This window comes from Casimicrobium huifangae (assembly GCF_009746125.1).
Taxonomy (GTDB): Bacteria; Pseudomonadota; Gammaproteobacteria; order Burkholderiales; family Casimicrobiaceae; genus Casimicrobium; species Casimicrobium huifangae.
Window position 1 is genome coordinate 1,978,223 of sequence record NZ_CP041352.1, and the last position, 21,894, is coordinate 2,000,116.

The following is a 21,894-nucleotide window of genomic DNA, read 5'->3' on the forward strand; positions in this document are numbered from 1 at the left end:
GGTTGCCTTGCTGCATCGTTTTCTACACCGCATTTGTCTGGCTGCAGTAACGTCCGCTGTGGCGCTGAGCGCGGGGCTGGCGCAAGCGCAGGTTTCGCTGACGACGCTCGGAACGCCATACACACAAACCTTCGATACGCTACCCGCCTCCGGGTCCGTGACGTGGACTAACAACACAACCATCGCGGGCTGGTATCACGCTCGCACCGGCACTGGTACGACAATTGTCGCCAATGATGGATCGTCAAACGCCGGCAACCTGTACAGTTATGGGACCGGCACAGCTACAGATCGTGCGCTGGGGTCGATTGGCTCCAGTAACACCGCAATCGGCGGACTGTATTGGGGCGTACGCTTTCAGAACAATACCGGAACAACGATTACGTCGTTGAATGTTTCTTATACGGGTGAGCAGTGGCGCAACAGCGCAGCTGCGGCGCAGACACTGGCTTTTTCCTACCTGGTCGGTAGTCCCACAGTGACCGGTTCGCTGGCTGAATTTCAATCGGCGGGCGTCGCCGTGACAAGTCTCGACTTTACGTCTCCCATTACCGGTGGCACAGCTGCTGCACTCAATGGCAACACCGCAGCTAACCGCACCGCCATCAGTTTTGTAATCACCGGGCTCAGTATCCCCAACGGCACCGAATTCATGTTGCGATGGTCAGATCCGGACCACGTTGGTGCGGACCACGGGCTTGCAATTGACGACCTGTCGGTTACGCCGCTTGGTGCTGTGGCGTTGCCCAACCTCACCATCAAAGACGTCTCCCTCAACGAGGGCAACGCCGGCACCACGTCATTTACCTTCACGGTCAGTCTGTCGGCGCCTGCCGGTCCGGGCGGTGTCACGTTCGACATTGCGACAGCAGATGGCACGGCCACGCAACCCAGCGACTACACGCAGAAGTCGCTCACCGCACAAACGATCCCGGCTGGCAGCTCGACGTATTCCTTTACCGTGCTGGTGAATGGCGACGCCACACCAGAGACCAACGAGACCTTCTTCGTCAACGTGACCAACGTGACCGGCGCGACGGTGACCGACGGTCAGGGGCAGGGCACCATCGTCAATGACGACGCCGCGCCGAACCTCACCATCAATGACGTTTCGCTGAGCGAGGGGAACGCCGGCACCACGACGTTCACCTTCACTGTGAGCCTGTCGGCGCCGGCGCCAGCTGGTGGCGTGACATTTGATATCGCTACCGCAAACGGCACTGCGACGGCGCCCAGCGACTACACCGCGAAGTCGCTGACATCGCAAACGATCCCCGCCGGTAGCTCGACCTATACGTTTGACGTGCTGGTCAACGGCGACACCACGCCCGAGCTTGACGAAACTTTCTTTGTCAATATCACCAACATCACCAACGCGATCGGTACCGACACCCAGGGGCAGGGCACCATCGTCAATGACGATATCACCAAAATCCACGATGTCCAGGGCAACGGGGCGACCTCGCCAATGGTCGGTGCGACGGTCACGGTCGAAGGCATTGTCATCGGCAACTATCAGGGCACCACGAAGCTGTCGGGCTTCTTTCTGCAGGAGGAAGATGCTGACGCCGACGCCGATCCGAACACGTCCGAGGGCATCTTCATTTTCTGCAATAGCTGCCCGACTGCGGTTGCCGAGGGCCAGCGCGTGAGGGCGACCGGTGTCGTGTCCGAATTCAACGGCATGACCGAGATCACCGCCAGCACCGCGGGCTCGGTGGTGGTGACCAACGCTGGCAATAATCTGGCGCAGGTTACACCGACGGTCATTACGCTGCCCATAGCGGGCGACATCAATGCCTTTTACGAAGCTCGTGAAGGCATGCGCGTCACCTTTGCCAATACGCTGACAGTCTCGGAGTATTTTCAGCTTGGCCGCTACGGCACCATCGAGCTGTATCAGGGCGGGCGTCCGATGCAATTCACGGAAACCAGCGCTCCCAGCGTGGCGGGTAACGCAGCGTATCTGGCCAGTCTTGATGCACGGCGTGTCGTTCTTGATGACGACAACGACGTCGAACAGGCCTACTTGGGCCTGCCCGATGGCAGCCAGTTCATTTATCACCCGCGCGCCAACGGCGGCTTCTCGGTGGGCACGCAGGGTACCGACTTCTTCCGTGGCGGAGACGTCGTCAACGGCCTGACTGGCGTGCTGCACTGGAGCTTCTCAGGTGGCAGCAGCGCGAGCGCGTGGCGTATTCGCCCGACGGCGGCCACGCCTGTGACTTTTACTGTCGCCAATCCCCGTCCGGCGGCGGCGCCGGCGGTGGGTGGGGCTATCAAGGCGGTGAGCATGAACATGCTCAACTACTTCACGACGATTGACACCACGGCCAGCAACAGCACTGGTCCCTGCGGCCCGGGTGGAACACTCGACTGCCGCGGTGCCGACAGCGTGGCCGAACTCAATCGCCAGCGCGAGCGGGCATCGATTGTGATCTGCTCGCTTAACGCGGATGTCTACGCGCTGATGGAGATGGAAAACACGACGCCAAGTGCGACGGTCACCGATCTGCTTGGTGCGGTGAATACCCGCTGTGGTGGAGCTCATCCGTTCGCGTTCGTCAACACCGGCGGCACCGTGGGTACCGATGCCATCCGGATCAACCTCATCTACCGGACCGGGGTCGTGTCGCCGGTCGGCTCGCCGCTGATTGACCTCGATCCGATCCACAGCCGTCCGCCGATCGCGCAAACATTTGATGTGGTTGACGCCACCAACCCTGCGTTCGGCAAACGCTTCAGCGTAATCGGCAATCATCTCAAGTCAAAAGGATCGAGCGCAGGTTTGCCGGGTGACACCGATATCGGTGACGGGCAGGGCGCTTCGGCGGCGACCCGTACCGCGCAGGCTACTCGTCTGCTGACGTGGACCAGCAGCACGGTGATACCGGCCGCAGGCAATCCGGACGTGCTGCTGCTCGGCGATTTCAATTCGTATGCCATGGAGCCGCCGATCACCACGATCACCAGCGGCGGCTACACCGATCTTGCCTCAACATTGCTTGGGCCGGGCACCTACTCGTACCTGTTCGATGGTCAGCTTGGTCATCTCGACTACGCCTTTGCCAGCACCAGCCTCACGCCCAAGGTCACCGGTGTCGGCATCTGGCATATCAATGCCGATGAGGTCGACCTGTTCGACTACAACGACGAAGTGCGCGACTCGCCGGGTGAAGCCACCTTTGAGGAAAAGCCCGATGGCTCGGCGCTGACGCCTCCGCGTGTCGTGTTCGCGCCGGGTACGCCCTACCGCGCGTCCGATCATGACCCGGTTATCGTCGGTCTGTTCCAGGTCGCCGACCTTGCCATCACCAAGGTGGACACGCCTGATCCGGTGACTGCGGGCAACAACCTGACCTACACCATCACCGTGACCAACAACGGGCCGGATGCAGCCGCGTCGGCCTCCTGGTCCGACACGTTGCCGGCAGGGACAACATTTGTCTCGATGCCCACGGTCGCAGGCTGGTCGTGCGCCACACCGACGGTGGGCCTCGGCGGAACCGTCTCCTGCACGCAGGCAAGTTTTGCAGTGGGCAGCTCAGTGTTTACGCTGACGGTCAACGTCGGCGCCGCTGTTGCGAGCGGTACCGTGCTTTCGAATACGGCGACGGTAACCTCCACCACTGGTGACAGCAATGCAGGGAACAACAGCGCCACGGCGACCACCACTGTCGCGGCGTCGGCCGACCTGTCGGTCACGGTAACGGATTCGCCTGATCCGGTGCAGGCGGGCAGCAATCTGACCTATACGATTGCGGTGGCCAACGCTGGCCCGAGCATTGCCGCTGCGCCGACTGTGGGGGGAGTAATACCTGCCAATACCACAATGGTTTCGATTACGTCACCTGGTTGGCCGTGTACAGCGCCTGTCGTGGGGGGGACCGGTGCCTTCAACTGTTCATTGCCGGGAACGCTTGGCGTTGGTACTTCGACATTTACCTTGGTCGTCAAAGCGGACGCGAACGTTGCAAATGGTACGACCTTAACGAATACTGTTTCAGTCGGCTCTCCGACGTCCGACCCCGTTACCGGCAACAACAGCGCAACCGCATCGACCACGGTCACGGCGAGTGCTGATCTATCAGTCACCGTGACGGACAGCCCCGATCCGGTCGGCGCTGGCAACACAATCACCTACAGCATCACCGTGGCCAATGCCGGCCCAACGGTGGCGGCTTCGGCGGCGATGACTGACACTTTGCCGGCTGGCACTACCTTCGCGTCGCTAGTGACGCCGGCTGGTTGGTCTTGCACCAATCCGTCCGTGGGCTCGGGCGGAACGATCAACTGCTCCACCATCGGCACACTGCCGGTGGGCAGCTCGGTCTTCACCCTGGTGGTGACAGTGGCGCCAGCGACGGCGGCAGGGACGTTGATCAGCAACACGGCGACCGTGAGCTCGCCGACCACTGACCCGACCCCGGGCAACAACAGTGCAACTGCGAGTACGACCGTGGTGGTCGCCAGCATGAGCCCCGCCTTCACGCTGGTGCCGACAGCGGTCGCGCCGGGGCAGGCGTTCACTGGCCTGACGCTGGTTTGCACCAATACCGGTGGCTCGCCGGCCACCAACCCGACCTGCGTGCCAAGCGCGAGCTTGGGCACCGTGAGTGCGGTGTCCTGCTCGCCGGCCAGCCCGGCAACGCTGGCCGCTGGTGCCGCAATCACTTGCAGTTTCAGCTACACCGCGCCGGGCACGGCGGGTGGTGGCGACGACAGCAATACGTCCATTGTCTTCACTGGCTCCACCAGCGCTGCCAACGCCAACGGTGGTGCCGTGTCCAGCGCCACCGCGACGGTACTGGTGGTTGACGCCGTCAATGATGGCCCGACCACGGTGCAGAACAACATCGCCAATGTGGTGAATCTGCTGGCCAACGATACGGTGGGCACGGTGGCCGCGAGCACCGCCGGCATGGGCAACGCCACGGTCACGGCAAACGGGGCAGTCACCTGCGCCGGTTGCGTCGGCACACCAACAGTATTGACTATCGCCGCCAACGGAACGGTCACGGTGCCAGCGTCGGCAGTTGCAGGCACCTACTCAGTGCCCTATCAGATCTGTGCTACGCCGGCCAACGCCGCGCCGCTGGCAGCCGCTTGCGACAACGCGGTGGCGACGATTGTGGTGCAGGGCGCCGACATGGTCAGCCGCATCACCTGTACGCCAACGTCGGCCTCACCCGGCACCACCGTAACCTGCACGGCCACCTGTACCAACAACGGTCCGGCACCTGCAGTCAACGCGGTTTGCACCATCCTCAACGTGGCCGGATTGCCCGCAGGTGCCAGCACGCCGGTTTGCACGGGGTCCCCTGCGGCCAGCCTGGCCGCAGGCGCGACGCTGACCTGCACGGTCACTTTCCCGATGCCGGCGCTGAGCTCGATCAGCATCGCTGCCGGTGCAGCGGCGGACAACGATGCGATGGGCGGCAGCGATCCCGCGGCGGTCAACAACAACGCCTCGTCCGTCTCGTTCGGCGCGCTGCTGGCAGTGCCTGGGCTTGACGGGCTGGCGCTGGCGCTGCTTGGCTTGCTGCTCGCAGGCATCGGCTTCTGGCACGGAGCTCGTCGTCGCAGCCGATGAAGTAACGTGTTGCGGCCAACAAAAAAGGGGCGTAAGCCCCTTTTTTGTTTCTGCGGGGCACTCGCGACCTAACGCGCGCTTTCCCGCTCCTGCAGCGCTCGCCACATCACCTTGCCGGAGCCGCTCTTTGGTAGGGCGTCGGCGAATTCGACGATGCGTGGCACTTTGTAGGCCGCCATGTTGTCGTGCGCCCAGTCGATGATCTGCTGCGCTGTGGTTTCCCTTGCGTCGTGGCGGAGCACGATCACTGCCTTGACGGTTTCGCCGCGATAGGGGTCGCGGGTGGAGATCACGCACGCTTCGGCCACCGCCGGGTGGCGGAACAGCAGCGCCTCCACCTCGGCGGGCCACACCTTGAAGCCGCTGGCGTTGATCATCCGCTTCAGGCGATCGGTCATGAAAAAGTAGCCGTCTTCGTCCACCCGGCCCATGTCGCCGGAGCGGAAGAACTGCTTGCCATCAATTTCGACGAAGGCCGCTTCGGTGGCGGAGCGGTTTTGCCAGTAGCCCTTGAACACCTGCGGGCCGTGAATGACGATCTCGCCGGATTCGCCAATGGCGCAGGGCGCCAGCGTGTCCGGGTTCACCACCCGCGAATCGGTGCCCACGTAGGGCACGCCCAGGCACTGCTGCTTGGGGGCGTCCGGCGGGTTGGAGTGTGAGGGGGCGGCGGTCTCGGTGAGCCCATAGCCCTCGACAAATTTGAGACCGAACTGATCGAGCAGTTTCTGCGCCACCGCCTGTGGCATCGCGGCACCGCCGCCGCCAATGTATTGCAGGCTGCTCAGGTCGTACTGCGCGACGTTGGGACTGGCCAGCAGGTCGATCATCATGGTCGGCACCATGGTCCAGGATGTGACCTTGTAGGTCGAGATCAACCGGCCGGCGACATCGCGGTCCCAGCGCGGCATGATCACGGCGCATGAGCCAAGGTAGATTGGCACGTGCAGGCCATAAAGCATGCCGGTGATGTGGAACATCGGCACCACGGCCAAACTGACCACTGCCGAGCTGCCATTGGCCCACACCGCGCCGCTCACCACGTTATGCATGATGGTGCGGTGGGTGTGCATGCAGCCCTTGGGCAACCCGGTGGTGCCGGAGGTGTAGGGCAGCACAGCCAGATCGTCCGGGCCGGCGGTGGGCGCCGAGGCAGTAAGGCTGGCGCCCATCGCGTCGCGCCATGCCGTTGCGTAGGTGGGCATGTCTACCGTCAGGTCGAGCCAGGCGCGCCAGGCATCCGGGAAGCCGCCGGCGGGCAAGGCGCCGTTGCTCATTTCGTCGCAGTAGCGGGTGACGAGCAGGTGCTGCAACGCCATATCCGGCTTGGTGGCGGCGACCTCTTGATTGGCGGCTATCCATGCAGCCGCCAGATCGCTGCCGACAATCGCCACCCTCGCGGCCGGGTCGGTGATGTAGTGGGTCAGCTCCGCTGCCTTGTTCATCGGGTTGACCGGCACCACCACAGCATCGGCCCGCAGCACAGCGTAATAGGCAATGACGAATTGCGGCGAGTTTTGCAGGCATAGCGCGACGCGGTCCCCCTTTTTGACGCCAGCCACCTGTTGCAGCCAGCCTGCGAGTTTTTCCACCGAGGCAAACAGCTCGCGGTAGCTGATCACGCGGTCAAAGAACACGAACGCCGGCCGGTCAGCGTAGCGGCGGTGGGTGATGTCGAGATTGGCCCACAGCGAGGTGTCCGGCGTGTCGAGTTCGCGCGGCTGACGTTTTGGCCAGAACGCGAAATGGCGGGTGGGGTCGGCCGGGGTGGCCGCTGCGGTCGACATCGTTGCAATCCTCCTTGCTTGTCCTGGGGCGCGTTAACAAGCCCCGATCAATTGTCGCCGCAAGACACTGTCAAATCCTAGTGTGCCTTTTCCAGTTTGAAACCCACCCGGGGGAAATGCACCACGACTTCGCCGGCGCGCTCGTCGAAGCGGCGCAAGGCGTAAGACTTCGCCGTCGCAGCGACCAGATCCCCGGCCACCGGGTCGAAGGCGTAGTCAAGCGGAGTGACGGTCACCGGTTCGCCGGCTGCGATGCCATGCTCGTCATGCCACTCGCCAGCCGGCGCTTCTGGTTTGGTGTCGTGTGCGATGCGGATGGCGTCAGCGCTGGCGAGCTTGGCGGGTGTGCCATGTCCCATTGCGGCGACGCGGTCCATCCACGGCAGCACATGCTGCGTGGACGAAAGGATGTCGGCCAGTGGTGTGATGCGGCGCACGAACCAGAGCGGGTGATAGGCGGCAAAGTCTGCCAGCGAGGGTGTTTGCCCAAGCAGCCACGGTGTGCGCGCCAGCATGCTGTCGATCTGTTGCAGATAGACGCGCAACATGCCGGCAGCGTCGGCCGCCGGCGTTCGCGGCGCCCCGGCCCGCATCGCCGCGCGGTCCGCCGCGAAAGCCTTGACGATCTCGGCCGGCACCCCGTCGAAGATGAAGGCCATTGCCTTGCTCTGGAACGAGTAGGCTATGGCGCCCCACCAGAAGAGCTGGTTGTCGGCCCATTGCGCGACCGTGTCCACGAGGCCGGCCGGAACTTCGACTGGGTAGAGACTGGGGGTTGGGTAACGGCGCTCAAGCTCGTCGCAGATCAGGGCGGTGTCGCAATAGATGTCAGCACCGATCTGCATGAACGGCGTGCGGCGGTAGCCACCGGTCAGCGCCACGACGTCCGGCTTGGGCATGATTTGCGGAATCAGCACCGATTGCCAGGCCAGCCGCTTGTAGCCGAGGATCAGGCGAACCTTCTCGGAGAAAGGGGAGGTGTGATAGTGGTGGAGGATGATGTCTGGCAAGGTACTTCCTGTGGATTTGCGGGGGGCGGTGCGTTGATGCTGCTGGAACTTTAGCGCCTCGCCGATGGTGTGCCGCATTGCGGGTTCGGTGGCGCGCTTTGGCTGCGCAGCCTGTCTGCTACGGTAAGTTCACCGAAATGGTTTCCGCGACGGCTGAACGGCGCTGCCGCCCGCACGCAAATGGCGTGGCCGGCCCAATGGCAACCGGTCTAACCGGTCTATATTGCGCAATACCGCTAACCGCGTGACTTGAGACTGGAGTACCGATTGAATTTCCGATGTTCGTCGCCCGTTGCGAGCGCTGCGCGTGGCTTGGCCGCTGTAGCAGTGGCCGCTGCCGCCTGTTTAGCGAGCGCTGCCGAGCTCACCGTGTTCGCCGCCGCGTCCCTGAAGGAGTCGCTGGACAAACAGATTCAGGTGTTCCAGGGCAAGCGCGGGCATGTGGTGCGTGCGTCGTATGCAGGCAGCAACGCGCTGGCGAAGCAGATCGAAAACGGGGCGCCAGCCGATCTTTTTCTGTCGGCGGACGAGGAGTGGATGGACTATCTCGCCACGCGCAAGCTGGTCGTTGCCGCAACGCGCCGCGACCTGGTCACCAATGAGCTGGTGCTGATCGCTCCAGCGCAGAGCACAGCAAAGGTCGAATTGACGACAACGGGTGCGGCTGTATCACTGGTGACAGCGCTGGGGCAGGGGCGTCTCGCGGTAGCGAACCTCGACAACGTGCCGGCCGGCAAATACGCGCGCACGGCGCTCACCGCGCTGGGGGCGTGGGCAGAGGTTGAGCCAAAGCTGGCGCGCAGCGAGAACGTGCGCGCTGCGCTGGCCTTTGTTGCGCGCGGCGAAGCGCCGCTCGGGATCGTCTATCGCACCGACGCCATCGCCGAGCCGAGAGTGCGTGCCCTGGCAGCATTCCCGGCCGGCACCCATGCGCCCATTGTGTATCCGGGCGCGATCGTGACTGGCCGCGACAGTGAGGCCGCGCGCGGGTTGCTGAACCATCTGACCAGCGAAGAGGGCGCGGCAGTCTGGCGTCAATTCGGATTCGTGCCGAAACGATAGTTCGGCCGGCTTCCGGCACAACGCGGTCTGCAGCAAGAACAGCGACAATCCGGGCATGCTCTCCGCAGACGAACTCGGCATCATCCTGCTCAGCCTGAAGGTGGCTGGCGCCAGCGTGCTGTTCAGCCTGCCGCTGGCGCTGGGCTGTGCGCTGCTGCTGGCGCGCGGTTCGTTCCCCGGCAAGACACTGTTTGATGCGGTGGTGCATCTGCCGCTGGTGCTGCCGCCGGTGGTGATCGGCTATGCGCTGCTGGTGTTGTTCGGCAGGCAGGGCGTTATCGGCGCGTTGCTGCATGACTGGCTGGGCATTACGCTGGCGTTTCGCTGGACGGGGGCCGCGCTGGCGGCGGCGGTGATGGGCTTTCCGCTGATGGTGCGGGCGATGCGGCTGTCGATCGAGGCGGTGCCGCCGCGACTGGAATGGGCGGCGCGCACGCTGGGGGCATCGCGCTGGAGGGCGTTCTACTCGGTCACGCTGCCGCTCGCGATGCCCGGTATCGCTGTCGGCGTGCTGCTTGCGTTTGCCCGGTCGCTGGGCGAATTCGGCGCCACCATCACCTTCGTCTCCAACATCCCCGGCGAGACGCAGACGTTGCCGCTGGCGATCTACGGGTTGACCCAGAGCCCCGGCGGCGATGCCGCGATACTGCGGCTGTGCGCCGTGTCAGTGGTGCTGTCGATTGCGGCGCTCGCGGCCTCGGAGTGGATCAACCGTCGCGCGCGGCTGGCTCGACAGGCGGAGTTGGCGTGATCGAGCTGGACATCGAAAAGCGCTTTGCTGCTCGCGGCGCGCAAGCTGGCGCGCGGCCGGACGCCACCGAGGAGGCGCGACCGCAGGCCGTCACTGCGATTCAGGCAACGCTGCGCAGTGACGCCCGCGTGCTGGCGCTGTTCGGGCGCTCCGGCTCGGGCAAATCCACCGTCATCAACATCATCGCCGGCCTGGCACGGGCGGATCGCGGGCGCGTGGTGGTGGACGGCGAAACCTGGTTCGACAGCGAGCGCGGTATCCATCTGCCGGTCGAGCAGCGCGGGGTGGGTTATGTGTTTCAGGACGGGCTGCTGTTTCCGCATCTGAACGTCGAGCAGAACCTGCGTTATGGGGCGCGACGTACCTCGGCGGCGACCGCAGCACGGGCCAGCGTCCCTTTCGAGCAAGTTACCGAACTGCTGGGCCTGACGCCATTGCTCGGGCACGCGGTGCCGACGCTATCGGGCGGCGAGAAGCAGCGGGTGGCGATCGGCCGGGCGTTGTTGTCGCAGCCGCGCCTGCTGCTGATGGACGAGCCGCTGGCATCGCTCGATACCGCCCGACGCAGCGAGATCCTGCGCCTGATCGAGCGCGTGCGTGACGAGTTCCGCGTTCGCATCGTTTATGTCAGCCATTCGATCGGCGAGGTGTCACGGCTGGCCGATGACGTGGTGGTGATGAACGAGGGGCGCGCCGTTGCCTGCGCCAGCACCGAGGAAATCTTCAATCGCAACGATCTGCGCCCCTACACCGGCCGCTTCGAAGGCGGCGCGCTGATCGAGGCAACCGCTGTCCGTCAGGACATGCACTATTTCCTGACCACTTACGGATTCGACGGCGGCGAACTGGTTGCGCCCGGTGTGGACACGCCGCTGGGTACGCGGGCGCGCATCCGCATCCGTGCGCGTGACGTTGCGCTTGCGGTAGAGCGGCCGCAGGGGCTCAGCATCCGCAATGTTTTGCCGGGCACGATCACCGCGATTGACGACCGCGGTGGCGCTATCGTCGAGGTGCATGTACGGCTGGCCGCGACGGGCGGTGGTGCCGGGCGCGAACTGCTGTCGCGTATCTCTCGGCAGGCGCTGGACGAGATGCATCTGGAAGCCGGGCAGCCGGTGTTCGCGCTGATCAAGGCCATCGCATTCGACAAGCGGAGCATGGGCTTCACGGCCTGAGCGGCGCAGCAGCTTTTCTCTGTAAGCCGCACTCGAATTGGGCTTAAACAGCGAAATGATCAAATATCGACTTTAATCACTTTTGCTATTTGAGCCCAGTCCGGATGCGGTTTCTGGCAAAAAGATGCTTGCCTAAAAGGCTGTTGACACAAACCGGCCACGGCGCGGGGCGACGAGACAAAGCCAAGCAATCCGTGTGCAAATTTTAGGCAACTGCGCCCTGCTGCGTGCTACGCATGGTTGCGCAGCGCAGCAGCGGTTACGATTGCTGGCAAAGCTGAAACTGTGTAACCCCGCAACGCTGGTGACGCATTGGCCAACTGGCCGCGAACCCGCATCGGCATTGGGTTGCCTGACAGCGTAACGACCATGCCACAAGGAGGAACCATGCAAGGCTTGATGCAATACCACCCGCTGATGATCTCGTCAGTGATCGAATTCGCTGCGACTTATCACGGCGACACGGAGGTGGTGTCGCGCCGCGTGGAGGGTGACATTCATCGCTCCAACTACGCCACCATTAACCGCCGCGCCAAGCAGATTGCCAACGCGCTCGACGCGATGGGTCTCGCCCAATCGGCACGGGTTGGCACGCTGGCCTGGAACGGCTACCGCCATTTCGAGCTTTACTACGGCGTGTCCGGCTCCGGCCGGGTGTTGCACACCCTCAACCCGCGCCTGCATCCCGAGCAACTGGCCTGGATCATCAACCACGCGGAAGACGAGGCACTCTGCTTTGACATGACCTTTCTGCCGCTGGTCAAGGCGGTCGCCGCCAAATTGCCCACGGTGAAGCACTTCATCGCGCTGTGCGATGCCGACAAGCTGCCGGCCGACAGCGGCATTCCAAATCTGCAGAGCTACGAAACCTGGATTGGCGCCCATTCCGACCAGTATGTCTGGCCCGCATTTGACGAGAACCTGGCGTCGAGCCTTTGCTACACCAGCGGCACCACGGGCAACCCGAAAGGCGTGCTGTACAGCCACCGCTCGACCATGCTGCACGCAATGGCGGGCGCTGCGACCGACGTCATCGGCATCTGCTCGCGCGACACCGTGCTGCCAGTGGTGCCGATGTTTCACGTCAATGCGTGGGGCCTGCCGTACTTGATGCCGATGGTGGGCGCCAAAGTGGTGTTCCCCGGCGGGGCGCTGGACGGCAAGTCGATCTATGAACTGTTCGAAGGCGAAAAGGTGACGTTTTCGGCGGGTGTGCCGACGGTGTGGCAGATGTTGCTCGGGCACATGGAGGCCAACAATCTGAAGCTGTCGACCATGAAGCGCACCGTGATCGGCGGCTCCGCCTGCCCGCCCGCGATGCTGGACGCCTTCCGCGAAAAGTACGGCGTCACCGTCAATCACGCCTGGGGCATGACCGAGATGAGCCCGATTGGTACCTACGGCACGCTCAAGGGCAAGCATCTGAAAGCCGGCTGGCCAACCCAGCGCAGTATCCTGCTCAAGCAGGGCCGCGCGGTGTTCGGCGTTGACATGAAGATCGTTGATCCGAACGGCGGCGAGCTGGCGCGTGACGGCAAGGTGTCGGGCGACCTGCTGGTGCGCGGGTCGTGGATCGTGCAGGAATACTTCAAGGGCGAGGGCGGCAATATCCTCGACCGCGACGGCTACTTCGCGACCGGTGACGTGGCCACCATCGATGCCGATGGCTTCATGCAGATCACCGACCGCAGCAAGGACGTGATCAAGTCCGGCGGCGAGTGGATCAGCTCGATCGACGTAGAGAACATCGCGATGGCGCACCCAGCCGTGGCAATGGCGGCCTGCATCGGCATCCGTCATCCCAAATGGGACGAGCGGCCGATTCTGGTGGTGGTCAAGAAGCCCAATACGGAGGTGACCGCGCACGAGATCATCCAGTTCTACGACGGCAAGATCGCCAAGTGGCAAGTGCCTGATGACGTGCAGTTTGTTGATGCCATACCGCTCGGCGCGACCGGCAAGATGATGAAAGCGAAGCTGCGCGACATGTTCAAGGACTACTCGCTACCAGCGTGACACTCGGGCATCCGCAATCTACGAAACCTGCCGTGTCGGGCGTTTACTGATGGATGTCGGCCATGACGTGCTGCTGGTGCCGGCGCAGTATCCGACGATCGGAGACGCTGTGCGTGCGCTGCAGCGGCCGTCCACCATCATGGTGAGCCCGGGCGTGTACGCCGAGGATGTGGTGCTGGTTGACGTGCCGGACGTGGTGATCAGTACCACTCACTTCGGTCGCCGCGGTGTGGTGCTCGTGGGAGATGCGGCCGATAGTGTGGTCCGTGCCGAAAACTCGTCCGTTTATCTGAGCGGCATTGAGATCCGCTCGAACGGGCGGGCAAGGGCCATTTCCGCGACGCGGACCAAGATTGCGTTGCAGGAGTGCGTGCTGGCCGGGAACCGCGTATGCGGCGACGACGATCTGCTGCAAGGGGCTGGCATGTTTTGCGTCGACTCTGCCGTCCGCATCCAGAAGTCGATGCTGATCGGCAATTCGATTGAGGCGCTGAAGGGTGAAGCCCGCGGCGGTGCCTTGCACTGCACTGACTGCAAGGTGGAAATCGCCGGTTGCACCCTCCAGGCCAACACTCTCCATGCTGGCGCTGGCGCGAAGGGCGCTGGTGTCTATCTGGCGCGCTCCCGGCTGCGCCTGTGGCGAAGCCGGGTGACCGACAACGCGCTATTCGCTGCTTCAGGGGAGGGCGCTGGTCTCTACTGCGAAGATTCTGCGGCGCAACTGGGTGGCAGTGTGATCACCGGCAACAGCGCGCATAGCGGCGTTGGTGCCGGGCTCTATGTCCGCGGCGCGACCGGCGAGGTCGCCGTGCATGGCAATACCGTTGTTCGACAGAACTATCCCGATGACCAGCTATTCCAGCAGTAGCAATCATGGTGGATGCTGATCTTGTGGTTCGCACGGCAGCGCTGTGTGTCGTGCTGGCGGGCGCGGAGACCTTGCACGGCATCGCACGCACGGTTCTGGTGGTGCCACGCATCGGCAAGGAACGCGCACTCAAGCTGAGCATCATCTCGGGGTCCCTGCTGGCGTTTGCTGTTTGCTACCTGCTGGTGCCGCCGATGGGATTGAATCGCACGGGGGATCTGTTGTTACTTGGCCTTGTCATCGCGCTGTTCATGGCCAGTTTTGACGTTGCGTTGGGCAAGCTGCTGCTGCGGCGGTCGTGGGCGAAAGTGCTCGACGACTTCAACCCGGCGACTGGCAACTATCTGGTCTTTGGTGTGGTGTTGCTGATGGGTTTTCCATTGCTTGTCATGCGTCTCCATGACTGACTCCCGCTCCACACCGGGCGCCGTGGCGGGTGCCGCGACGGTTGAAGAGGGCGAAGTGCTGCAGTCTGGCGTGCTGTATTCGCCAGCGGATGCCATGCTGTCACAGGCAATCGCCGCGACGCTCGCCGCTCAACCTCAAGCACGAGCCACCATTTTTGAGCAACTGACGGTGGACATTGCGGCTTACGTCGCCGCCAACTTCCCGCAGCGACCGTGGACCTGTACGCTGTTTACCGGCACCGACGGATCGCGTATCTTTCGAGGCGGCGTTGGTCACTCGCTGGTGATCGATAGGGCAGGACGGTTGTGGCGCGCACGCAGCCATGAGGATTTCGAGACCACCTGGCGATTTCACGATGGCACTTGCGAGATCGCGACGCTGACGCCGCTTTTCGGCCAGATGCGGGAGTACGTCCTGCAGGACCAGCAATAACGCTACCGGATGGCGGCAGGAGGCCGATAGTGTTTTCTCACATATTTGTTGGTGTTGTCGATTTCGAGCGTGCGTTGCGCTTCTATCGCGCGTTGATGCCGGTGCTGGGCATTCAGGAGCGCTTTTGTGATCCTGAGCGTCCGTGGGCAGGCTGGCAATCCGAGCCGGGGCCACGGCCGCTGTTTCTGATCGGCACGCCGTTCAATGGTTTGCAGCACGCCGCCGGCAACGGCCAGATGGCAGCCTTTCTCGCCGATCAGCGTCGCACCGTGGACGCCGCTTACCAGACCGCGCTGGCGCACGGCGGCGTCAGCGAAGGCGCGCCGGGGCTCCGGCCCGAGTATCACCAGCACTACTACGGCGCTTACTTTCGCGATACCGAAGGCAACAAAATTTGCGTCGCTTGCCACCGTGCGGAGTGATGTTGGTCAGTGGCATTCGCCGATGACCGGCATTGACGTGCCCGAAGCGCGAGCTACACTCGCGGCCCAGCGGTAGTCAAAACAACATCTGTTGCCAACAAGGAGAGATTTCATGAACAAGCGAATCATTGTCGCCGCGGTCGCGTCCGCATTGATGGCCGGCGCATCGGCCGCCGCAGACGTCGAAGTGCTGCACTGGTGGACCTCGGGCGGCGAGGCGAAGTCGGTTGCCGAGCTGAAGAAGATGCTCGAAGCCAAGGGCCACAAGTGGAAGGATTTTGCGGTCGCTGGTGGCGGCGGCGATGCCGCGATGACGGCGCTCAAGGCGCGCGTAGTTTCCGGCAACCCGCCGACCGCCGCACAGATCAAGGGGCCGTCGATTCAGGAGTGGGCGCGCGAAGGCTCGCTGGGTGATATCAGCGACTCGGCCAGGGAATGGGACAAGCTGCTGCCAAAAGTCGTCGCTGATGCCATGAAGTACAAGGGCAAATACGTCGCAGCACCGGTCAACGTGCATCGCGTGAACTGGCTCTGGATCAATCAGGACGCGCTCAACAAGGCGGGCGGCAAGGCGCCAGCGAACTACGACGAGTTCTTCGCCCTTGCTGACAAATTCAAGGCGCAGGGCCTGGTAGCCATCGCCCACGGCGGCCAGCCTTGGCAGGACGCGACCGTGTTTGAGTCGGTCGTGCTCGGTGTCGGTGGCGCCAAGTTCTACAACGACGCGCTGGTCAAGCTGGATGCCAAAGCCATCGACAGCCCGACCATGCTGAAGTCGTTCGACACGCTGGCGAAGATCAAGACCTACATCGACAAGGATGCCGCTGGTCGCGACTGGAACCTCGCCACGGCGATGGTGATGAACGGCAAGGGCGGCATGCAGTTCATGGGCGACTGGGCGAAGGGCGAATTCACGGCGGCCAACAAGGTCGCCGGCAAGGACTACGCCTGCGTCGCGGCACCGGGCACCGCCAACGCGTACACCTTCAACATCGACTCGTTCGCAATGTTCAACGTGAAGGCGGCCGACGCCAAGAAGGGCCAGCTTGACCTCGCCACGGCCATCATGTCGCCGGAGTTCCAGGAAGTGTTCAACCTGAACAAGGGCTCGATCCCGGTGCGCCCCGGCGTCAACAAGGCCAAATTTGACACCTGCGCTACCAAGTCGATGGCTGACTTCGACAGCACTGCCAAGAGCGGTGGTCTGGAACCGAGCTTTGCGCACGGCATGGCCGTGCCTTCTGCTACACAGGGCGCCATCGTCGACGTGATCGCCAAATTCATGAACTCGAACATGTCGAGCAAGGATGCGGTGGCGGCGTTGCTGAAGGCGTCGAAGACCAAGTAGCGGACTTTACTGCAGGCGAGCGATGCCACCGTGAAAGCCGTGGTGGTATCGTTCCAACAGGCCGAATGCAAATTCGCGCGTCAGCCGATCGCTGGCTCCCCAAGCTCGTGCTTTCGCCCACACTTGCGGCGAGTCTGGTGTTCGTCTACGGTTTCATACTGATTACGGTTGCGCTGTCGTTTACCGAGTCGCGCCTGCTGCCGAACTGGGAGTGGGCCGGGCTGGAGCGTTACGCCGATCTGTTCGACAACGAGCGCTTCTGGACCAGCGCAAAAAATCTGGCAATATTTGGGGGTCTGTTCATCGGCATCAGCCTGATCGTCGGGCTGCTGCTCGCTATCCTGCTTGACCAGAAGATTCGTGGCGAGGGCTTTCTGCGTGCTGTCTACCTGTATCCGATGGCGCTGTCGTTCATCGTCACTGGCACCGCGTGGAAGTGGCTGCTGAATCCCGGGCTCGGGCTTGAGCGTATCGTGCAGCAATTGGGCTGGACCAGCTTCAGTTTCGACTGGCTGGTGAATCCCGATCGCGCGATCTACACGGTGGTCATCGCCGGCGTGTGGCAGAGCGCTGGATTCGCGATGGCATTGTTTCTTGCCGGGTTGCGCGGTGTCGACAGCGAGATCATCAAGGCCGCGCAGGTCGATGGTGCGTCGGCGCTGACAATTTACCGACGCATCATCATCCCGACGCTGCGGCCGGTCTTCTTCTCGGTCACGCTGATCCTCGCGCACATTGCCATCAAGAGTTTCGATCTGGTGATGGCGCTCACCGGTGGCGGGCCGGGCACGGCGTCTGACGTGCCGGCCATCTTCATGTACCAGTTCTCGTTCAGCCGTGGTCAGTTGGGCGTCGGTGCCGCCAGTGCGGTCATGATGCTGATGACCATCATCGCGGTGATGGTGCCGCTGATGTACGCCGAAGCGCGTTCGGGGCAGGGCTCGCGATGAATCGTGTCGCCCGCTATGCCTTGTATGGCGTGCTCCTGCTCGTCGCCCTCTACGCACTGGCGCCGATGTGGGTGATGGTGGCGACCTCGTTGAAGTCGCTGGACGAAATCCGTGAGGGTAGTCTGATTGCGGCACCGCATGCGCCGACCATCGAGCCCTGGCTGAAGGCGTGGAGCCACGCCTGCACGGGCGTGCGTTGCGAGGGCCTGAAACCGTTCTTCCTGAACTCCCTGCTGATGACGATTCCGGCGGTGCTGATATCGACGCTGATCGGTGCGCTGAACGGCTATGCGCTCACCCACTGGCGCTTTCGCGGCTCCGACGCGTTGTTCACCCTGCTGCTGGTCGGCTGCTTCATTCCGTTTCAGGTGGTGCTGCTGCCGATGGCGCGCACGCTGGGCGCCGTCGGCCTGTCAGACTCGGTGTGGGGTTTGATCTTCGTGCATGTGATCTATGGGCTGGCCTTTACGACACTGTTCTTCCGCAACTACTACATTGGCGTTCCCGGCGAACTGGTCAAGGCGGCCCGCGTTGATGGCGCCGGCTTCTTCACCATCTTTCGCCGCATTCTGTTGCCGATCAGCGGGCCGATCTTCATGGTCTGCGTCATATGGCAGTTCACCCAGATTTGGAACGATTTCCTGTTCGGCGTGGTGTTCGCCGGCGCCGATTCGCAACCGGTGACCGTGGCGCTCAACAATCTGGTGCGCACGTCAACCGGTGTCAAGGAATACAACGTCGACATGGCGGCTGCGATCATTGCCGCTGCACCGACCTTGTTCGTCTACATCGTGGCGGGCAAGTATTTCGTGCGCGGGCTGACAGCCGGCGCAGTCAAAGGTTAGGGAAGCGCATGGCCAGTCTCGTTGTCAGGAACATTCGCAAAACCTTCCCCAATGGCGTCGAGGTGCTGAAGGGCATCAACCTCGATATTGCCGATGGCGAATTCCTGATTCTGGTCGGTGGTTCTGGCTGTGGCAAAAGCACATTGCTCAACATGATCGCCGGGCTGGAGACAGTCACCGAGGGCGAAATCGCCATCGGTGGCAAACGCGTCAATGACCTGCCGCCGAAGGATCGCGACATCGCGATGGTGTTCCAGAGCTACGCGCTTTATCCGTCGATGAGTGTGCGCGAGAACATTGCATTTGGGCTGTCGCTGCGCAAGGTGCCCAAGGCCGAGCAGGACGCGACGATTGCCCGCGTTGCGAAACTTCTGCAGATCGAAGCGCTGCTTGATCGCCGTCCGGCGCAACTGTCTGGAGGCCAGCGCCAGCGCGTAGCGATGGGAAGGGCGCTGGCGCGCGAGCCGCAGATATTCCTGTTCGACGAGCCGCTGTCTAACCTTGACGCCAAGCTCCGCGTCGAGATGCGCAGCGAGATCAAGCTGCTGCACAAGCGGCTGGGCATCACCACGGTCTACGTCACGCACGACCAGATTGAGGCGATGACGCTGGGCGACAAGATCGCGGTGATGAAGGATGGTGTGGTGCAGCAGTTCGGCCCCCCAGACGACATCTACAACCGGCCGGTGAACACCTTCGTCGCCGGGTTCATGGGCTCGCCGCCGATGAATCTGATCCCCGCTACCGTCGTGGTGGAAGCCGGCGTCGCCGTCGCCCGCGTAGAGGAGCATGGCAAGCAGGCGGCGTTCACGCTGTCGCTGCGCCATATTGCCGTCAGCGATTTGCCGCCTTCCGCTGCGCCCATCGAGGTACTGCTGGGCGTGCGACCCGAGCACATGACTGATGCGCTGCGTGCCGATACGTCGCATGAGCGCATCACTGTGCACGTCGATATCACCGAACTGACTGGCGCCGATACGCTGGCCTTTGTGACGCTCGGCGGCGAGCGCTGCGTGTGCCGGCTGCATCCATCGGCACCGATCCACGATCATCTGATCGAACTGGCCGTCGACACGCGTTCGGTGGCCTTGTTTGATCGTGCTACTGGCAGAGCTATCGCGTTTTCGTCTCGTTAGCAGATCGCCACTTGCGCGCCACCGCTGGCGTCCTGCTTGCATTGCTGATGACGATGTCATAGACTGCGTCGGTTGCAGTCGAGCGGAACAGTGCCCGCTGCATTTCACCGGGGGATTTGTCTACATGGAAGCACTATGCAGCAAAGCGGTGAAAAAAGTCCCCAGCAAAGGCTATTGCTGAGGCGCTGGCCGGCCGATTACCGGTCCCTGCTAATCGGTTCTATCGTCGTCCTGATCTGGCTGCTGGCTTCGCTCAGTGCTCCGGCGGCGACACTGACCCTGACCGCCACTGCCGGACCGATCAGCAATGGTCGGGCAACGGTGACCGCCAGTTACACCAGCAGCGGGCACGACAACGATACCGTCCGGCTCTACGTCAATGGCAAACGCTGGGGCGCGAGCGCCGGTGCCAGCGGCATGTGGGACGTGCCTGACCTTGCTGTTGGCACCTACAAGTTCATCGCGCGAACCAACGGCAGCAATGCGCAGTGGTCGAATGAGGTGATACTCACTTTCGGCACCGTCACCCCACCGGCAGCCAGCGATCCCAAACGGGTCGATGCCGCAAGGTTCCTCACCCAGGCGAGCTTCGGTGCCCGTACAACGGCTGATATCGACGACGTAGTCAATCGCACGCCAGCGGCGTGGCTCGACAGCCAGTTCACTGCGCCGTGGGGCACTCACGCCAGTTATCTCGCAGCCATTCGGGCGACTGGTGGCCGGGTGGAGGAGCAGCACATCTACGAGGCGATCTGGCAGAACCTGATCTTTGGTGACGCCCGCCTGCGCGCCCGCGTCGCACTCGCCCTGTCCGAGATCATGGTGGTATCGAACATCGCCCCTGATCAGGACACCGACGCACTCGCCTTCTGGATGGACACTCTCTACAAGAACGCGTTTGGCAACTATCGCACGCTGCTGCGCGATGTGACCCTGCAGCCAGCGATGGGCTATTACCTCAACATGCTCGGCAACGACAAGGAAGACCCGGCGACCGGGCGCATGCCGAACGAGAACTACGCACGCGAAGTGCTGCAACTGTTCTCGATCGGACTGGTGCAGTTGAACGACGATGGCACCCCCAAGCGTGATACTGCCGGGCAAACGATCCCGACCTACGACCAGACCGTGGTGCAGGGCTTTGCCAAAGTGTTTACTGGCTGGAGCTTTGGCGGCAACGACACGTCCTTCTCGGCAGGTTTCAATCCGCCGAAAGAAAACTGGACACTGGAGATGGCCAATTGGCCGAGCCATCACTCCACCGGTCCCAAGCAGTTATTGAACGGCGTGGCGATTCCCGCCGGACAAACCGCGCAGAAGGATCTCGATGACGCGCTCGACAACATCGCCAACCATCCCAACGTCGGGCCGTTCATGGCCAAGCGGCTGATCCAGTTCCTGGTGACCAGCAATCCGTCGCCGGCCTATATGACGCGCGTTGTGGCGGTGTGGAACAACAATGGCGCCGGCGTTCGTGGCGACTTGGAAGCGGTGGTGCGCGCCATTTTGCTGGACGATGAGGCGCGAAGTCCGTCTGCTGCCAGTGTGAGCTACGGCAAACTGCGCGAACCAATGGTGCGCTTCGTGCACTTTGTCAATGCGATGGGCGGCAAGTCGAAGAATGGCCGCAATTCGGTGTGGTGGCTCGATTCGCCCGATGACTACCTGGGGCAGTCGCCGTTGCTGTCGGTGTCGGTGTTCAACTTCTTTTCGCCGTTTTACACGCGACCCGGTGCCATCGCGCAGGCCGGGCTGGTCGCACCCGAGTTCCAGAATGCGTCCGACACCCAGGTGGTGGGCAGCACCAATTTTTTCTCGCGGATGATCAGCGACGGGGGGATTGGTTTTGACGACGCGAACCGCGTCGATTTCGACACGACACCTTGGCTGGCTGCTGCCTCGTCAACTGGCGGCCTGCTGGACCGCATGAATTGGCTGCTGTTCTCGGGGAGCATGTCGAACAGTACGCGAACCGTGCTTGAGAAGGCGATCAACGCGGTGCCGGCAAACCGGCCGTCGGACCGTTTGTTGGTGGCGCTGAATATCGCGGTCATCGCACCTGAGTTTGTTATTCAGCGATAGGAGCGCAGC

Annotated in this window: 16 protein-coding genes; 14 read left to right on the forward strand and 2 right to left on the reverse strand. The window is 62.8% G+C overall.

The window, feature by feature from the left end; genetic code table 11:
- The first annotated feature begins 7 nt into the window (after positions 1-7).
- Positions 8-5,593, forward strand: a complete 5,586-nt coding sequence (locus FKL89_RS09060; RefSeq protein WP_162527465.1) for an ExeM/NucH family extracellular endonuclease — start codon at positions 8-10, stop codon at positions 5,591-5,593.
- A gap of 68 nt (positions 5,594-5,661) precedes the next feature.
- Here the strand turns inward: FKL89_RS09060 and FKL89_RS09065 are convergent, their stop codons facing one another.
- Together FKL89_RS09065 and FKL89_RS09070 are read right to left on the reverse strand one after the other, a co-directional pair.
- Entirely contained in the window at positions 5,662-7,380 is a 1,719-nt protein-coding gene (locus FKL89_RS09065) for a long-chain fatty acid--CoA ligase (protein WP_156862447.1), read from the reverse strand.
- 77 nt (positions 7,381-7,457) lie between these two features.
- Positions 7,458-8,468 (reverse strand): glutathione S-transferase family protein, encoded by a 1,011-nt coding sequence (locus FKL89_RS09070; protein ID WP_337786232.1) that lies wholly within the window; start codon positions 8,466-8,468, stop codon positions 7,458-7,460.
- A gap of 249 nt (positions 8,469-8,717) precedes the next feature.
- On the opposite strand from FKL89_RS09070, the gene modA reads away from it, so the two are divergent.
- From modA to FKL89_RS09135, 13 genes are all read left to right on the forward strand, one after another.
- On the forward strand, positions 8,718-9,452 hold the full coding sequence (gene modA / locus FKL89_RS09075; RefSeq protein ID WP_238363562.1) for a molybdate ABC transporter substrate-binding protein: 735 nt from the start codon (positions 8,718-8,720) through the stop codon (positions 9,450-9,452).
- Positions 9,453-9,507: 55 nt separating this feature from the next.
- On the forward strand, positions 9,508-10,203 hold the full coding sequence (modB, locus tag FKL89_RS09080; RefSeq protein ID WP_156862449.1) for a molybdate ABC transporter permease subunit: 696 nt from the start codon (positions 9,508-9,510) through the stop codon (positions 10,201-10,203).
- Positions 10,200-11,378 (forward strand): molybdenum ABC transporter ATP-binding protein, encoded by a 1,179-nt coding sequence (modC, locus tag FKL89_RS09085; protein ID WP_238363563.1) that lies wholly within the window; start codon positions 10,200-10,202, stop codon positions 11,376-11,378. The genes modB and modC overlap by 4 nt, the downstream gene beginning before the upstream one ends.
- A 387-nt stretch (positions 11,379-11,765) precedes the next feature.
- Entirely contained in the window at positions 11,766-13,394 is a 1,629-nt protein-coding gene (locus tag FKL89_RS09090; protein ID WP_156862450.1) for a 3-(methylthio)propionyl-CoA ligase, read from the forward strand.
- Between the two features lie 49 nt (positions 13,395-13,443).
- Complete coding sequence (locus FKL89_RS09095) at positions 13,444-14,262, forward strand: right-handed parallel beta-helix repeat-containing protein (RefSeq protein ID WP_156862451.1); 819 nt, start codon at positions 13,444-13,446, stop codon at positions 14,260-14,262.
- A 5-nt stretch (positions 14,263-14,267) separates the two neighbouring features.
- The gene (locus tag FKL89_RS09100; RefSeq protein WP_156862452.1) at positions 14,268-14,669 is read left to right on the forward strand and encodes a hypothetical protein; all 402 of its coding nucleotides are present in this window, start codon (positions 14,268-14,270) and stop codon (positions 14,667-14,669) included.
- Positions 14,662-15,102 (forward strand): hypothetical protein, encoded by a 441-nt coding sequence (locus FKL89_RS09105; protein WP_156862453.1) that lies wholly within the window; start codon positions 14,662-14,664, stop codon positions 15,100-15,102. Before FKL89_RS09100 ends, FKL89_RS09105 begins: the two co-directional genes overlap by 8 nt.
- 29 nt (positions 15,103-15,131) lie before the next feature.
- Positions 15,132-15,524: a VOC family protein gene (locus FKL89_RS09110; protein ID WP_156862454.1), complete on the forward strand. Its 393-nt coding sequence runs from the start codon at positions 15,132-15,134 to the stop codon at positions 15,522-15,524.
- 112 nt (positions 15,525-15,636) lie between these two features.
- Positions 15,637-16,872 carry an ABC transporter substrate-binding protein gene (locus FKL89_RS09115; protein WP_156862455.1) on the forward strand — a complete coding sequence of 412 codons (1,236 nt, stop codon included), beginning with the start codon at positions 15,637-15,639 and terminating at the stop codon, positions 16,870-16,872.
- 65 nt (positions 16,873-16,937) lie between these two features.
- Positions 16,938-17,822 carry a carbohydrate ABC transporter permease gene (locus FKL89_RS09120; RefSeq protein WP_156862456.1) on the forward strand — a complete coding sequence of 295 codons (885 nt, stop codon included), beginning with the start codon at positions 16,938-16,940 and terminating at the stop codon, positions 17,820-17,822.
- Positions 17,819-18,667 (forward strand): carbohydrate ABC transporter permease, encoded by an 849-nt coding sequence (locus FKL89_RS09125; RefSeq protein ID WP_156862457.1) that lies wholly within the window; start codon positions 17,819-17,821, stop codon positions 18,665-18,667. Before FKL89_RS09120 ends, FKL89_RS09125 begins: the two co-directional genes overlap by 4 nt.
- An 8-nt stretch (positions 18,668-18,675) precedes the next feature.
- Positions 18,676-19,803: an ABC transporter ATP-binding protein gene (locus FKL89_RS09130; protein ID WP_156862458.1), complete on the forward strand. Its 1,128-nt coding sequence runs from the start codon at positions 18,676-18,678 to the stop codon at positions 19,801-19,803.
- Between the two features lie 174 nt (positions 19,804-19,977).
- Positions 19,978-21,885: a DUF1800 domain-containing protein gene (locus FKL89_RS09135; RefSeq protein ID WP_162527466.1), complete on the forward strand. Its 1,908-nt coding sequence runs from the start codon at positions 19,978-19,980 to the stop codon at positions 21,883-21,885.
- The last annotated feature ends 9 nt before the right edge of the window (positions 21,886-21,894 follow it).